This window comes from Pseudophaeobacter sp. C1-32P7 (assembly GCF_041008775.1).
Classification (GTDB): Bacteria; Pseudomonadota; Alphaproteobacteria; order Rhodobacterales; family Rhodobacteraceae; genus Phycobacter; species Phycobacter gallaeciensis_A.
The window spans coordinates 150,816-165,685 of the sequence record NZ_JAXGFR010000008.1 but is presented as its reverse complement, the minus strand read 5'-3'; the positions used below and the strand labels follow the sequence as shown (position 1 = coordinate 165,685).

At 64.8% G+C, this 14,870-nt stretch carries 15 protein-coding genes; all 15 read right to left on the bottom strand.

Annotated elements, in window-relative coordinates:
- Nucleotides 1-10: 10 nt before the first annotated feature.
- The 15 genes from SM763_RS13470 to SM763_RS13400 all read right to left on the bottom strand — a co-directional run bounded on the left by SM763_RS13470 (nt 11) and on the right by SM763_RS13400 (nt 14,798).
- Complete coding sequence (locus tag SM763_RS13470) at nt 11-916, bottom strand: hypothetical protein (protein WP_368998833.1); 906 nt, start codon at nt 914-916, stop codon at nt 11-13.
- Nucleotides 916-5,712, bottom strand: a complete 4,797-nt coding sequence (locus SM763_RS13465; protein WP_368998832.1) for a hypothetical protein — start codon at nt 5,710-5,712, stop codon at nt 916-918. Before SM763_RS13465 ends, SM763_RS13470 begins: the two co-directional genes overlap by 1 nt.
- A gap of 1 nt (nt 5,713) precedes the next feature.
- The gene (locus SM763_RS13460) at nt 5,714-5,944 is read right to left on the bottom strand and encodes a hypothetical protein (protein ID WP_368998831.1); all 231 of its coding nucleotides are present in this window, start codon (nt 5,942-5,944) and stop codon (nt 5,714-5,716) included.
- Nucleotides 5,945-6,042: 98 nt separating this feature from the next.
- Nucleotides 6,043-6,402, bottom strand: coding sequence for a hypothetical protein (locus SM763_RS13455; protein ID WP_368998830.1), 360 nt, complete (start codon nt 6,400-6,402; stop codon nt 6,043-6,045).
- The gene (locus tag SM763_RS13450; protein ID WP_368998829.1) at nt 6,399-6,848 is read right to left on the bottom strand and encodes a phage tail protein; all 450 of its coding nucleotides are present in this window, start codon (nt 6,846-6,848) and stop codon (nt 6,399-6,401) included. The genes SM763_RS13455 and SM763_RS13450 overlap by 4 nt, the downstream gene beginning before the upstream one ends.
- A gap of 51 nt (nt 6,849-6,899) precedes the next feature.
- Nucleotides 6,900-7,268 (bottom strand): tail completion protein gp17, encoded by a 369-nt coding sequence (gp17, locus tag SM763_RS13445; protein WP_368998828.1) that lies wholly within the window; start codon nt 7,266-7,268, stop codon nt 6,900-6,902.
- Nucleotides 7,265-7,744 carry an HK97-gp10 family putative phage morphogenesis protein gene (locus SM763_RS13440; protein ID WP_368998827.1) on the bottom strand — a complete coding sequence of 160 codons (480 nt, stop codon included), beginning with the start codon at nt 7,742-7,744 and terminating at the stop codon, nt 7,265-7,267. Before SM763_RS13440 ends, gp17 begins: the two co-directional genes overlap by 4 nt.
- 13 nt (nt 7,745-7,757) lie before the next feature.
- Nucleotides 7,758-8,081, bottom strand: a complete 324-nt coding sequence (locus tag SM763_RS13435) for a phage head closure protein (protein WP_368998826.1) — start codon at nt 8,079-8,081, stop codon at nt 7,758-7,760.
- Nucleotides 8,081-8,656 (bottom strand): hypothetical protein, encoded by a 576-nt coding sequence (locus SM763_RS13430; RefSeq protein WP_368998825.1) that lies wholly within the window; start codon nt 8,654-8,656, stop codon nt 8,081-8,083. Before SM763_RS13430 ends, SM763_RS13435 begins: the two co-directional genes overlap by 1 nt.
- Before the next feature lie 12 nt (nt 8,657-8,668).
- The gene (locus SM763_RS13425) at nt 8,669-9,028 is read right to left on the bottom strand and encodes a hypothetical protein (RefSeq protein WP_368998824.1); all 360 of its coding nucleotides are present in this window, start codon (nt 9,026-9,028) and stop codon (nt 8,669-8,671) included.
- A gap of 84 nt (nt 9,029-9,112) precedes the next feature.
- Nucleotides 9,113-10,435, bottom strand: a complete 1,323-nt coding sequence (locus tag SM763_RS13420; RefSeq protein WP_368998823.1) for a phage major capsid protein — start codon at nt 10,433-10,435, stop codon at nt 9,113-9,115.
- Between the two features lie 104 nt (nt 10,436-10,539).
- A complete protein-coding gene (locus tag SM763_RS13415; RefSeq protein ID WP_368998822.1) occupies nt 10,540-11,472 on the bottom strand; it encodes a S49 family peptidase in 933 nt (310 codons plus the stop codon).
- A complete protein-coding gene (locus tag SM763_RS13410; RefSeq protein WP_368998821.1) occupies nt 11,469-12,749 on the bottom strand; it encodes a phage portal protein in 1,281 nt (426 codons plus the stop codon). Before SM763_RS13410 ends, SM763_RS13415 begins: the two co-directional genes overlap by 4 nt.
- Nucleotides 12,746-14,413 (bottom strand): terminase large subunit, encoded by a 1,668-nt coding sequence (locus SM763_RS13405; RefSeq protein ID WP_368998820.1) that lies wholly within the window; start codon nt 14,411-14,413, stop codon nt 12,746-12,748. The genes SM763_RS13410 and SM763_RS13405 overlap by 4 nt, the downstream gene beginning before the upstream one ends.
- Nucleotides 14,400-14,798: a P27 family phage terminase small subunit gene (locus SM763_RS13400; protein WP_368998819.1), complete on the bottom strand. Its 399-nt coding sequence runs from the start codon at nt 14,796-14,798 to the stop codon at nt 14,400-14,402. Before SM763_RS13400 ends, SM763_RS13405 begins: the two co-directional genes overlap by 14 nt.
- Nucleotides 14,799-14,870: the final 72 nt, after the last annotated feature.

Below are 14,870 nucleotides of genomic sequence, written 5' to 3'. Positions count from 1 at the left end.
CTCTCGTGTCCTATTTCAGTGTTTTCATGATCAGGGGGAATGTGCTTTCGCCCGCCACATCCAGCGGCTGGCCGTGGTCATCGAGGAACCCCAGCCCCTCAATCCCGTAGGTTGGCCCCGTGCCCGAGGCGTAGAAGGCCGTCGCAAGACCATCGATCTCGGCCATGATATCCATCACGCGCGGCGCCTGGATGGTCGGCACCAGCAAGGCCACCTCGATCTTGCGGGTGGAGCCGCGCTTCACCAGGATCTCATCGCCAAAATCGTCATAGCCCTTGCGGCTGTGGCTGACGAAAGAGATGCGCGGCAGGTTCATCACCTGCCCCAGCAGATGGTTCCGCCCGAGAACGATGTGGCCCACCTTGGCCGTGGCCCCCACCGCCGCGATGGTGATGTCGATGCGGTGGCCGATGTAGCCCGGAAAGCCGTTCAGAACCTTCTGGCGGGTGTAGACAATGCCGCCGAAGAACCAGGTGTAGACGCTGACCACATGGCCGGTGTCGACCATAACAAAGGTCTCATCATAGATCTGGCTGGGACCGTCCCAGACCTCGATCCGCACCGACCCGGCGGTAAGGCCGAAGAGCGCGATCGCATCGCAATCCTGCGTCGGGGTGATCGAGTAGGTGATCTGGTCTGGATGCGACGCCGTGTTGGAGCGCCGCTGATCAAAGGCAGACCAGCGGTTGGTGGCCCGAAGGTCAAACCACCAGCTGCCATCATCCGTCAGAGGATCCTTGCCCAGGTTGCCATCCTGCATGCTCTGGTAGATCCGGTGCGAGGAGAGCGAGATCACCAGAGCACCCTTGGCGTAGGTGGTGCCTGCCGCCCATTCGGGATGATCATCCTCAGGGATATTGGAGGCGGTCAGCTCGGTATTGGTGACGGCCATCGGCGCGATGATGTTGAAGTCCATCAGACCCGCACCTCCGGCTGCCCGGCTTCATCCCAGTCCTCCAGGAACTGCGCGATCTTGCGCACGAACAGCTCCATGCTCTGCCCCTGCACCCCGACCTGTTTGGCCAGGGCGTTGACGCTCTGCACCACGAAGCGGTTGTCCAGCATCGCCACGGACTCCGCATGGCTGTGAATGCGGGAGGCGCCGGTGCGCTCGATCTCCCAGCCGCGTTCCCCGACAATGCGCAGACCGCCTGCATGGGCACCGCCTGCGGCAAACTGCGGAATGCCGCCTAGCCCCCGGATCTGCGCCCGCAGGCGCTCCAGCCGATCATTCCTGCCGCTGATCTGCTCATTGTAGGTCGCGATCTTGGCTTCCAGACCATCAGCGCCCCGGAAGGCCGCGTTGAAGGCCGCCAGCCCCGCGCCGCCGCTGGTGTAATCCGCGCGATAGGCAATGGTGCCATCCTCCCGCTGACGCAGGATGGCGTCCTCGCCTGTCCCGCGCAGCAGCTTGATCCCGGTGGAGGCCTGCAGATCCTCGATCTGGCCGATCAGCTCGGCGCCCCCTGCCCGTTTGACCTCTGTGCGATCCGCCAGCCCGGCGCCACGGATCTGCAGGGAGGCAACCTTGGACTGTGCCTGCCGCTCTGCCGTGTCCAGCCGCACCGCCGCGCGCAGTTCTCCCAGCATGCTCCGCAGGTTTTCCATCGGCTGCAGCAGATCCCCGGTGGCCGAGGTCAGATCGCTGAAGACGGTATCCGCCGTCAGGCGCACCGCGCCGCCAAAGCTGAGGCGCCCGGCCTGCCCCCGCGCCCCGATCAGATCCTGCAGGCGGGTCAGCCGCTCCACGGTATCGCCGCTCTCCCGGGTCAGCGCCACGTTCACCCGGCGCGACAGGTTGGCGCTGCGGGTCAGCACCAGGGCGCGGGTGTCCGGATCAAGATCCCGACCCAGCTGCAGCATCAGCTTGCGGCGCAGCTCTTCGGTGTTGGTGAGAACCAGCTTGCGGGTCTGCCGGTCCAGATCCTCGCGCAGCACCAGGTCAAGGCTGGCCACATGCTGCGACAGGGCATGGGTGGCAATCCAGCGGTCCGCCGCCGTCAGATCATCCCGGCGGATGATGAAGTCCAGCGTGGTGCGGATCCCGCTGTCCGCCTGCTCTACCATCCGGCGCAGCCAGCGCGGCGCATCATCGGCCAGCGTGACCGCTACATCCAGCGCGCCCACCAGATCGTCATAGCTGAAGGCCTCGGCCTGGCTGATGGCATCCTCCAGCGCGCCGAGGGAGGTTTCAAATGCGTTGACGGTGCCATCCCAGTCCGCGGCCAGATCCTGAACGCCCTGGCTCAGATCCGCGATCTGATCGCCGGTCAACCCTTCAAGCTGCAGGAAGCTGCCAAGCGAGGTCAGAACCTCGATCTGCTGCTCGTAAAGACCGGCCAGAACCTCATCATTGCCGCTTTCCAGATCCGCCACCCCAGCCGCAAACCGCAGCTGACCCTGCACCTCTGCCGCAATCCGCCGGTATTCCAGCGCAGATCCTGCACCGGCCCGGGCCGATTGCAGATAGGCGCGCGCCAGCTCCGGCAGGCTTTCCGCTGCCGAGAGATCCCCGCCACGCACCGCTGCCAGGGCACCGTCCAGCCGCGCCCGCTGCGCCGCCTCGGCCTGCGCCGTGCTGGCGCCGGTCAGATCGCCGGTGATCAGACCATCCACCAGGTCGCGGAGCCCGCTGCCCGCACGGCGCCAGCTTTCCGCCGTGGCGCGTTCTTCGGAGACCCGGGCGCGGGCCGCATCGATCTGCGCGCCAAGCTCGCCGCCGATCTCCCCAACCATGTCCGCCAGCTCGGCAGAATAGGCGCTGACCTGCGGCAGCACCTCGGCCATGGCGCCGGACATCTGCAGAAGGCCCGCATAAAGCGCGCGCCCGTGCTCGGTGGTGGTATCGATCCCCTCGACCAGCTCCCGGAAGCCGTCCCGGCTTGCGGGCATGGCAACACCGAGATCCCCGAACTCTTCGCGCAGACGCCGCAGGATCACCTCCGTGCGCTCGCCTTCGGAGTAGAAAGCCCCGAAGTAGGCCGAGACGGATCCCGCCATGGCCTCGGCGCCGCCGAAGAGATCGACCAGATGCGAAGCCGCATCGCCGCCCTTCAGCGAGACATCAAAAAGACCATGGCCCAGAAGATCCGCCGCATCGTTGACTGCGGTGAGGCTGCCCGACAGGCGCCCCAGCGTATCAAGCGCGGTTTCCCCGGCGCGGCTGAAGTCATCCGTTCCCAGCACCAGCTCGGCCATTTCCGCGCCGGTCTCTTCAATGCGCGCCTGCAGTTCCTCCTGGATCTTCTCCTGGCTCTTGCCATTGGTCCAGAGCGTGAAGCCTTCGCTGGTAAAGCCCTCCAGCGCCTTGGTGCCAAGGTTCAGCGAGGCCGCCATATCCTTCACACCATCGGTCAGCCCGGTGACGCTCTGATCCAGCGCCGCCTCGAAGTCTGCCTCCAGCGGTTTGTAGTCGGTGCGGTTGGAACGCAGGAACCCGCCCTTGTAGAAGTCGATCGAGGACCCTTCAAAGCCATCAGCGCCAAAACGCCCCCGAATCCCCGAGCCTGCGTATTTGCGGCTGAGACCCTTAGAGATCAGGGCCAGGCCAGCAACGAGCGGCAAAGCCATACCGGCCAGCCCCGCTGCCGCACTTGCCGAGAACCCACCTGCAAAGACAGATCCGGCCTGCGCCCCCAAAGCCCCGAAGTAGGTTCCGATCCCCCCGCCAGCACCGAACAGAGCGCTGACACCTATGCCCGCACCTGCCGCCCCAGCTCCGAGAAGATTTCCAAGGCCCAGGATACTGCCGAAGCCCCCCGAGGCTCCACCCCCAAGAATGGTCGCACCCGAACTGGTCGCGGCACTGGCTGTCCCACCAGCAGCGGTCACAGAAAGACCAAGCCCCAGCTTCAACTTGTTCTGCGTGATCGCGGATGCCAGATCCGACAATCCGCGTTTTGCAGCCCGCTCGATCCCGTCCCAGAGGCCCTCAAAATCCCGCAGGCCATTCGCAACCCAGTCGCCAAAGGAGCGCGCCACGCCATCCACCGCCGAGGACAGCGGCCCGTTCAACTCCCTGGAAAGAGACTCCGCCTCTTTCGTCGTGTCCTTCAGCTTTCCCTTGGTGCCGCCGCCCGATCCGTCATCCAGCGTATCATTCAGATCCTCGAGGCTGTCCTTCAACGCATCGGCGCTGTCATCGCCCGCATCAAGTTCCGCATTGGCGCTCTCCATCTGCAGGGTCAGGGTCTTGAGCGCAGCCGTGGCCTTATCCCAGCCCTCGCGCACCAGCCCCTTGGCCTCTTTCTTCAGCGCCGCGCTGCTGTTTGCAGCCCGCACCGCCAGCGCGTCATACCTCGCAACACCTTCAAAGGCGCGGCCAGAGGCCTCATTCAGCGCATCAAAGGCGCCCGACATACCCGGGATATTCTTCACCCGAACCGCAAGCCCCGACAGGAAGGCCGACCAGTTTTCCGAGATCGTGCCCATCATGCGCAGAAAGCCTTCCTTGACGGTTTCCCAAACCGCGCCAAGCGCCGGGCCGATCGAGCGGGCACTGGTCTTGATCCCCAGCCAGACGCCCGAGGCGAGATCGCCAAGCGCCTGTAGCGCCATGCCCCAACCACCGGTCGCTGTGACCAGCTGATGGAACTTCATGGCAAGGTACCCCGCGCCCACGACCAGCGCGCCGATCCCGGTGGTGATCACCGCACCGCGCAACAGCACCAGCCCCCGCGACAGGCCCTTGATGGCCACACTGCCAAGCGCCGCCCGGGTCGTGGTGGCCCCCAGCGCCATTTCCAGCGCCACCGCAGACTTTGCAGCCGCGAGGAACCGCACCGGTGCCAGCGCCACGGTGGAGAGCATCCCCGCCATCGCCACACCCAGCGGCGCGGTCAGCTTCAGAGTGAGGCCCAGCCCCACCGCCAGCGGCCCCAGCGCCGCCGCGCCTGCTGTGCCAAGCGCAATCACCCGCTTGGTCCCCTCGCCCAGCCCGTTGAACCATTCCGCGACCGAGGCCGCGCCATCGCTCACCGACTGCATCGCAGGCACCAGCGCAATGGTCAGCTGATTGGCCAGACCCCGACCGGCCAGCCCCATCCGAGACATCGCATCATTGGCCGTCTCCAGCCGGTCCGCATCCACTTCGGAGATGGCCACGCCAAACCGGCCCACATCCTCTGCCGCCAGCTTCAGAGTGGCGCCATCAATGCGGGTGAAGATCAGCCCGGCCCGGCTGCCAAAGAGATCCGAGGCCACCGCCGCGCGCTCTGCCTGCGGCACATACTCCGCCAGCGCGCCCTGGATCCGGGCCAGACGCTCATCCAGCGGCAGGCGCTGCAAATCAGAGGCGTTCAGATGCAGCCGCTTCAGCGCTTTGGCCGCCGCGCCGGATCCGCCCGCCGCCTGGCTCAGCCGCTTGGTCAGCTGGATGGTTGCCTGCTGCACCTCCCCGATCGACACGCCCGACAGATCCGCTGCCCGGTCCAGCACCTGCATGGATTTGACGGTGGTGCCGAGGGATTGCGCCATCTTGGCCTGCGCATCCACCATCTGCAGGCTGGATTTGACCGCCACCGCAGCGGCGCCCGCCAGCGGCAGGGTCAGGCCCAGCGACATGCGCCGTCCGGCCTTCTCCATATTGGCGCCCATCCGAAGCATGCGCCGCTCGGTCTTGCCCATGGTGGACTGTGCCCGCTTGGCGCCGCTTTCAAAGGCAGCCGAATCCATGGACAGAACGCCCCGAAGAGCGCCGATAATCGCGGCCATCTCATGCCCCTTTCTGATTGTGGAAGTGCAGGCTCATCAGCGAGGCGCGCAGCTGCTCCACAGCCTGCGCATCGCTCTTCTTGTCCCGCTTGCTTTTGCCGGAGTGTTCCGCCCCCGCCTTGGTGAAGTCGGGGATGGTCTTCGGGCTGTGGAACGCATGGCTGATCAGAACCGCCAGCTCCTGCTGCAGCACCCGCCGCGCCTGGACCTGGTCGTTCTTGCCATCGATCACCGCCCGGGTGATCAGATCGTATTCCCGCAGGGTGACCGCGCCAAAATCATCGTGGTGCAGACCCAGCCTGCACCACGACCGATAGAGCGCCTGCCAGTCTACGCCCCTGCGGCTTCCGCGTTTCCCTCCGCGTCCTCATCAGGATCAGCGTCGGGATCAGCCTCAGCCGGGAAGGCAACCGCGATGGCCTCGCCAAGAGAGGTCAGCACCTTGCGCACGCCGCCAGCCCCATCGACCAGGGCAACGGCCTCGTCCCGCTCGCCGCCCGCGCCATCGTTCATCACGGCGGCCAGCACCGAGACCACGAAGGACGCACCGCCCTTGCCGGTGATCAGATGATCTACCAGCGCATCAAAGGGCTTGCCGTCATTTTCCGCTTCCATCCGCATCAGCGCAGCAGTGGAGAACTTCAGCTTGTGGGTGGTCTTACCCACCTTCATCTTCGCGTGATTGATCATACCGCTGCCGTCCCTTCTACCCAGTCAACCGCGCCGGTGGTGCGCAGCTTGAGATCCGTCATCAGATCGCCGTCCTGGTCGGTGGTGGGGATCGTCGGCACCACGTAGGCCTTGTAGGCAAAGAGATCGCCCGCGCTCTGCCCCTCGCCCGCAGGCAGCTTTGCCCGGAAGAACACCGGCTTGCCTGCCGCGTTATAGGCCGCCGCCTGCTTGTAAAGCTCGGTCGAGTAAAAGCAGTTGAGGGTGATCTCGCCGCCATCCTTGAGGCCAAGGCCCCATTCCTTGAACCGGCCCGGGCTGTCCAGCGAGGTCCGGTCCCGGTATTCTTGGTCGACCTCCGGGATCCCGATCGTCTTGCAGCCCTTGATCACCGCAAAGTTCCCATCCACCCCGTCGACGGACCATTCCATGTCAACGAGATCGCCCGGAATGACATTCTCTGCCATTGGCTTCTTCCTTCCATCATTTGTTGATTGAGCCGGTCACCCGGCCAGAGGTCAGGCGCGGTAGCGCACCTGAATGTCCAGCATCTGAAGCCGGATCACATCGCCGCCGGAGGGGTTCGTCCCATCCCGGCGGGATATCTCTTTGCAGCGGATCACAGACCCGCCGCGATACGCTGTCAGGGTCTGGGAGACCTGACGACCAAGCGCAAAAACCTGATCCGCATCATCCGAATAAACGTTCACCTGAATTCGCGCGGTCTCCACATCGGCACGGCTTTTCAGGGAATACCCCGTCGCATTGCTGATCCGCTGGATGGTGATGCGCGGGAACGCCTCACCAGCGTCAAAATCATCGAACCCGCCCCAAAGCGTCGGATGGCCGAGCGGTTCCAGCGCCGCATAGATATCGGCTTCCATCATGTGCCCGCCCGCGCTGCCTTGCGCCGCGCCCGCTCCACGGTCTTTTCAATCTCGGCCCAGGTCTCGCGCTTCAGGGTCTCCAGCATCTGCGCCTTGTTCGCATCCCAGGCGGGCCGCATGAAGGGACGCGCAGGCATCGCACCGACGAACCTGCCGGTCGTGGCCTGCACCCGTGGCCCGGTGCCGAACTCGTAGAGGTGGCCGTGCGGTGCATCGCCGCCATCCGGCTGCACCGGCCCCACATAAAGCACCACCTTGCTGCGCCCCCGGTCGCTACGCGCCTCTCGTGCCTGCCGGGCCGTCAGCTTGCTGGTGACCTTCACCGTGAAGGGCGACAACGCATCGGCCATCGCCGCTACCGGCTGCAGCGCCTTTTTCATCGCGCGGCGTTGCACGCCCTTGGCCGTGCCCCGCGCAAGCTGACCCAGCGCCCGCTCGATATCACCGGCGCCTTCGATCTTCATCTTGACTGACATATCCGCGCCCCCGCTACCGGATCTTCCAGGCGGTGATTTCGATCCACCGCCGCCGACCGATTTCCTTGCTGCCGGTGATTTCCCAATCCGCGCCTTCAAAGCGCAGCCGGTTCGCGCCAAGGATCGCCGCAGCCCGCGCCGAGTAGCGCACCGTAAACCGCGCCTCGGCCTTCTGCTCGACCGCACCAGCCCGCCAACGCTCCCCGTCCGACAGCGCCTGATAGCTGGCGGGAACTGAGAACAGCTCATTCCATCCGGCCTTGGTCTTGTTGCCCGTGGGTGATTTGGCGGTGACCGCCTCAAGGAAGGTCACCGTTCGATCCAGCCGCCGCCCCATCAGGCCACCTCGCAGGGCCGCTGATAGCGGGCCTGTTTCATCAGAAGACGCACACCAAACGACAGGCGCGGCGCTTCGTCCCCCTCGATCGAGATCCCGGCCTCAAACCATTCTTTCGCCAAAAGGAAGATCGCCTGCCGCGCCCGGTTGACCGCACTGTCATCGGCGCCGCCAACCCGGGCCTGCACCCGCAGCAATTCACCCGCTACGCCATGCCCGGCCCAGCTGGACCCAAGCACCAGCTGCGGCTCATCATGGGCCTGCTGGACCCATGCGTCATCAAGCGGCTGATCAACCCAGCCGCCCGAACCATTATCCACCGCCAGCGCCAGCAGCTCCTGCACCGGCAAAACCGGGAACCACCAGCGCCGCCAGGCCCCGCGCACCACGACAAATTCAACAGCGCGCGGCGTCAGCGGGCGACCGGTGGCCGTGGCGACAACGGCTTCCGCCGATTGCAGCGCCAGCTGCAGCGCACCGTCATCGTCCAGATCCTCCGCAGCAATGTGAACCGACCGCTTGAAGTCGGCCAGATCCACACCTGCCGGGATCTCCCCGGCCTCGATCACCCGCATCAGCCCGGCCCCTTACGCCTTGGCGCCTTGTTTCGGCGGCGCGCCGGCAGTTTTGGCCGCATCGCCACCAGCTGCCGGATCTGCGGGTTGCGCAGGGGCAGTGGCCGCACCGGCTTCGCGCTCCATCAACGCGGCTTCGCGCGCGGCCAGTTCATCCTCGCGAGCCTGCAGTTCAGCAGCGCGCACCGCCAGATCCTGCGCATCAGCCTCCAGGTCAGCCGCTTCACGCTCAGCGGGCTTGGAGCGATCCGGATCATAGGGACGGCAGGTGCCCTTCGGCCAGTTGGCGATCACCGCCGGTTCGAACCCGGCAATGTCGCCCTTCACGTAACGGCCATGGGTTTTGAGGAATTCCACGATTTCTTTTGCCATGTCAGCAATCCTTGATGTCTGGAGAAAGAGAAAAGCCCCGGCGATCATCGCCAGGGCCGAAGCTGCATCCGCTTTGGAGCCGCCTTAGAGGGTCCAGCCCTGCCCGTTCAGACCCGCGATCGCCGCGTCATGAGCGGGCGCCATGTCGTGCTCTGCAATGGCGCGCATTAGGGTCAGATCGTTCTGGTAGGCCGAGACCGTATCGCCCGCCTGGTTGACGTAGGAGGCTTCAGTGCTGGAGGCCAAGGTGATCTGCTGAGAGTCACCGATCATGATTTCGCTGAAGTCGGCAAAATAGATTTCGGTCTCATCGCCGCCAACGCCAAGGTTATCGGGCACCTGCGAGGTGGTGCGGATCGGCGCGCCGTGCAGGGTGCCACTGTCATCGATCGACGGGAAGACCTTGAAGCCATTGGCCCAGCGAAGGCTGGCGAGGAAGTTCTTGGCGCTGGCCCGCATGATCCAGCCCGGATTGATCAGGCCAACATCGGCATCTTCCACCTTGCTGACGATGGCGCGGATCGCCGCCTCGACCGAGGTGGCATCCTTCACGGCGATGGTGGCCCAGTTGGCAACCGGCGCCCACTGGCGCAGGCCCTTCGGCAGATTGCCGGTGCCGTCAAACCGCAGGAAGGCCAGATCGTTCTTCAGGCCCATTTCCTTGATAATATCATCCCGCACCATCAGCGCGATCGAGGCGCTGGTATGACGCAGCAGAGAATTGCCGATCGGCACCAGCGAGGTCAGCTTGCGGAACTTCTCCTCGACCTTGTCAAAGGTCGGCTGGCTTTCCACGATGGCCGCGTTTTCTCCGGCATAGGCCGCGCTGGAGGGTGTCGCCTGCCGCGCATTGCGCAGCTCGCCTGCAGGCATGTCATGCACCCGGGCGCCCGATGCGCGCACTGTCACCTTCGGGCGCAGCAGTTCGATCACCGCCTGCCCCTGCGGACGCGGCAGGGTCACACCACCAGCGCTTTCGCTGGCCCCCGACAGGGCCGCAGAGATGGCGCTGTGCCCATCCTGCTCCAGCCGCTCCACTGCCTTGTCCCGGTCCCCCTTGGCGTTGATCAGGGCATGGGCCATGAACCCAACCTCGATCCCCTCCTGCCCCGCGGCCTTGGCCTGTGCGGGCGCAGGCGCGCCGATCCCAGCGCCCGGGTTACTGCCGCCGGTGCTGAGCTCCGAGGTCGCGGTCTCGGCCTTTGCCTGCTCCACGGCTTCAGCACGTTTCACCCGGGTCTGCAGCCCTTTGAACTCCGCCTCGGCAGCGTCAAATTCGGCCTGCGCCGCCTCGATCGCGCTGGCCTCTGCATCATCCGCAGCTTCCAGATCCTCGATCGCCTGGGCGGTGGTTTCCATCTTTCCCGCTGCCGCTTTCAGCATGCGGCGCAGATCATTGATATCCATGGTGCTTGTCTCCTTTGTCACATGGAACAGGCTGCAATCGCGCAGCCCAAAGACCCCGCCGCCTGCGCTGCGAGGTGATCACCGGCAAACCTGCCAATGAGAATTCAGAGTGAGGCTTGTGCCTGTGCCGCCCGGGCCTTGGCCAGGTAGGCGCCTGACCGGCGCCGGGTCTGCGGTTGCGGCTGCGGAGCGTAAGTCACCGCGATGCGGGTCAGGAACTCGGCCAGGGTTTCCTGACCATCAGCCAGACCGCGATCAATCGCGTCCTGCCCCCAGAACACATCGCCCCCGTCCGCATCGCTGTCCGTGCGGCTCATCCGCCCCGGCACGTCGCCAGCTGCAATGCCGCGCCCCTCGGCAACATCCGCCAGGAACTCCGCTTCCATCTGGTCCAGCCGGATCTGCGACAGGCGCTGCCCCTCTTCACTGGACAGATCAGGCCGCTTGGCACCGGCATGGGCCGAGGTCTGGATAAAGACCTGATCGCCGCCCGATCCGGGCTGCATCGGCTGCGCGCCGGTCAGCATCGTGCCAACCGATCCGACCCAGCCCCCGGGCGTCAGGGTGATGTCGCTGCACTGGCTGGCCAGCCAATAGCCCGCCGAGGCCGCCAGCGGGTTCACCAGCGCATGCACCGGCTTCACCAGCACCGCCGCGCGGATCGCCTCGACCGCCGCCTGAATGCCAACCACAGAGCCGCCGGGCGTATCAAACAGCAGTGCCGCCGCCTGGACCTCATCGCTGGCCGTGATCGCAGCCATGGTTTCCGCAAGCCCGTGATAGGTGGACCAGCCGAGAAAGCGTTCAAGAACCGCAGAATTCGGGGTCAGAATGCCATTGACCGGCACATAGGCAATGCCGCGGTGAATGGCGAAGCGCTGGCCCCGTTCAAACGTGATCCCCTCACCAGCCGCCTGGATCGACGGCAGCGCCGCAACCTCCTGCCCCGGCAGATCAAGGCCCAGCATCGGCAGGCCGATTTCGGAAATCGCCAGCGGCGCAGCGCCCATCAGGGCGGCAACAGTTGTGCGGCTCATGTGTCTTTCCCTTTCGTGTCTTTGCTATCGTCCCGCGTCATGTTCGGCGCGGGGTTCATTTTGTCCCCGCCCTTGGTCGGAGGCAGGCCAAGCTTCGCGCGCCCCTCGTCTGGCGTGTAGACCGGCCCGCCAACCGCCTTTGTGACGGCCTCGATCTGATCCTTGATCGTCGGCTGCAGCAGCGCGCCGAAGTCATGACGCAGGAACAACCCGCGTTCCCGCTCGCCCCGCGTCAGGATCGACAGCGCCAGCGTCTGCTCGGCCAATCCGGACCAATGCAGAAGGCAATCGGTCAGATAGTCGATCGCCTGCTGTTCGCCGTTCGCCTTCACGCCATACTCCAGCATCTGCAGCTTGGACGGCGGCATGCGGTAAATCGCGGCCAGTTGCTCGCGATCGAACTTGCGGCTGGCCAGCAGCTCCTGATCCGCAGCCGTCAGGTCCAGGCTTTTGATATCCTCATCCGCAGACAGAACCGGAATGCCGTCAGAGTTAGCATCCATCAAATACCCCTTCAGACGCCTCGCTTGGCGATCTCGGGCCTCTTCGTCCATGTAAGACTCACCGAGTTTCATCACAGCCTTGGCATGGGCGCCCGAGATCGAGCGCGCCGCAGACTCTTGCCCGGCAAAGGCAAGGCCAACCGATTCCGCGGCAACCTGCAGCGGAGACCGGCCCGCCCAGCCATCCAGCGCCAGGTAGCGCAGATGCACCATCGACCGGCTCGCCGCACGCCGCTGAACTCCGGCCCCGTCGGTGAAGTCATAGAACCGCGACCGGCCCGCCCGCAGCGGGGTGCAGGCGGTCTGGTCGATCAGCTCGATCATTTCGAGTTCGCCGCCACCATCGCGCGGGCCGTAGGCAAAGCTGTTGCCGCGCAAGGCCCAGGCATAGACCAGGGCAAAGCGCATGATCTTCGCGGGCACACCGTCCGAGGCCTCGACATTCAGTAGATAGGCCGCCGGGTGATCGCGCACCCGCACCTCCTGCCCGTCGCTTTTGCGCTCCCAGATCTTCAGCGGCACCTTGGAGAGATCCCCGGCGATATTGTTGCAGCAGGCAAAAACCGTGCCGTGCTGCTCACCCCGCTGCGGCGTCACGCGCGGCAGCCGCTTGTTCACCGGGCCGCCCCCGCTGCCCCAGCCGATTTCTGTCATCCAGGCCTGCGGGCTGGCCGTGCCGGAGGTCTCCGCCGCCGCAGCCATGACAGGCGGTTCAACGCGCTGCACAACGGTCTCATCTGAACCGCGCGCAATATCCCATCCAAAGAACCTCATACGACCTCGACTTCCCGCGCCTTGCGTTTCTCTTCGCCCACCTCGGCGCGCCCCAGCGCCATGATGGCGGCAACCGCCGCATCAATGCGGCCCGTTGATTTCTTCTTGTTCGGCTTCACGTTCTCGGCGGCGTCCTCGTCCCGGTGGACGTTGCCGACCTGCCAGCCCAGCACCGGATTGCCCCCGTGCCGGATCTTGTTCTGGGCGACCTTCTCTTCAAACCGCTTCATCGGGTTCGACATCGACGCATAGCCCTGCCGATGCTCGACCATCGGGAACCGCCGCTTGTCCAGCTTGTCCGCCAGGTACTTCATGCCCCAGGGATCATAAGCGACCTCCTGCAGATCAAACGCCTTGCGGATCCACTCCAGCCGGTTGACCAGCTGGTCCTCATCGATCGTCCCGCCCTTGTGAACCTCCAGCCAGCCCTGATCGCGCCAGCCGACATATTCCCGCTTTTCCGTCTGTGCCCGCTGGATGAACCCCTTCGGCCCCTCCGGAATGAACGTGTAGGTGATCAGGTAGATCAGCCCATCCACCGGAACCGCCACCACGATAGCCGTGGTGTCCACCTTGTTCGACAGATCCAGCCCCACCCAGGCCTTGCGCCCATAAAGCATGGCCGGATCAAACGGCGCGCAGGCCATGCCCTGGTCCCAGACATCCCGGGCGATCCACGTCTCCGCGCCCTCGGTCCAGAGATTGAGGTGGAACCGCTTGAAGTTTGGCATCCGACCCGCAATGGCCAGCGCCTTTTTCAGCGTGTCCTGCATCGCCTCGACCTTCTTGCTCACCCCAAGGTTCGGATTGCCCATGGCCCAGAACTTCGGATCTGCCGGATCACAATCGGCCGGCGGTTCCGCGATGAACCCGAAGAAGCTGTCATCCTCGACCGCGCCGCGCAAAACGCTTTCGCCATAGTCGCGCAGCTCGCCGCACAAGGACGCCCGGTCCTGCCCGGCGGTGGTGATCACCCAATCGATCGGCTGATCCCGCGCGATCATCGATTCCACGATCGTGTCCGCCAGCTCCCGATCGGTCCAGCGGTGCATTTCGTCCCGGGCCAGAAAGCTCGGGTTGATCCCATCCGAGGAATCGCCGTCGCGGCTGAGACAGGAAATCAGCCCATCCGTGCGCGGCGTCTCGATCGAGGTCCGCCAGACCTTCATCATCTGCTTGAGAAACGGTGATCGCTTGATCATCCGCTTCATTTCCTTGAACAGCAGCCCCGCCTGATCCTTCGTCGTGGCCGCGCAATAACCCTGCGGTGCAGCCTCGCCATCAAACAGCTGCGTGTAGAGCATCGGCACGCCCGTGTCGGTGGTCTTTCCGTTCTTCTTACCCACTTGGTGATAGGTGGAGCGGAACCGGCGCAGGCCGGTTTCCGAATGCTTCCAGCCAAACACCGACCCGTGCCGGAACTCCTGCCAGGGTTCCAGCTTCAGCGGCCGCCCCGCCATCGGCCCCGTGGTGTGCTGCAACATCCCGCCCCAGCGGATGATCCGGCTGGCGGCCTCGCAGTCAAAGATCAGCCCGCGATCTGCGCCGGTCTCCAGATCCATCAGGTGCCGCTCGCAAGCCATCCGCACCAGGTCACCGGCGACGATATCGCCCTCCACCACACCGATGGCATAGCGGGACACCGGGTGATCAATCGGTTCCATTGAGCTGTTTCACCATCTCATCAAACAGATCGCCTTGACCCGGATTACTCAACCGCTTGTCATCAACCGGAGACAATCCGAAAAGTCCTCCCAGCGCCTTCAATGTGGCCAGTGCGTCCAGCCGTGCCTGCCATGCCGCAGTCTTCTTTTGCTGCATGCCGTTGCGTGTTTTCACCGTGTAGGTGCGCCCCTCCATGGCAATGATGGACGACAGTTCGATCACGTCATTTGCCGCCTCGCAAAACTGCCCAAAAAGGTCTTCAAAGATCGGCTCCAACCGATCCTTTCTCACCATCTCAGGGGCAAGCCGGACCCAAACAGCCTTGGCTCCCTCCGACAGCAGATCCGGCGCTTCCGGCGCTTTCTTCTGAACGTCGCCTTTCATGGGGACCACGTTATGCAGGTTCGGTTTCTTCCCCTTCATCCCGTTTTCTCCATCATCAAAGGGTGGGCTTTT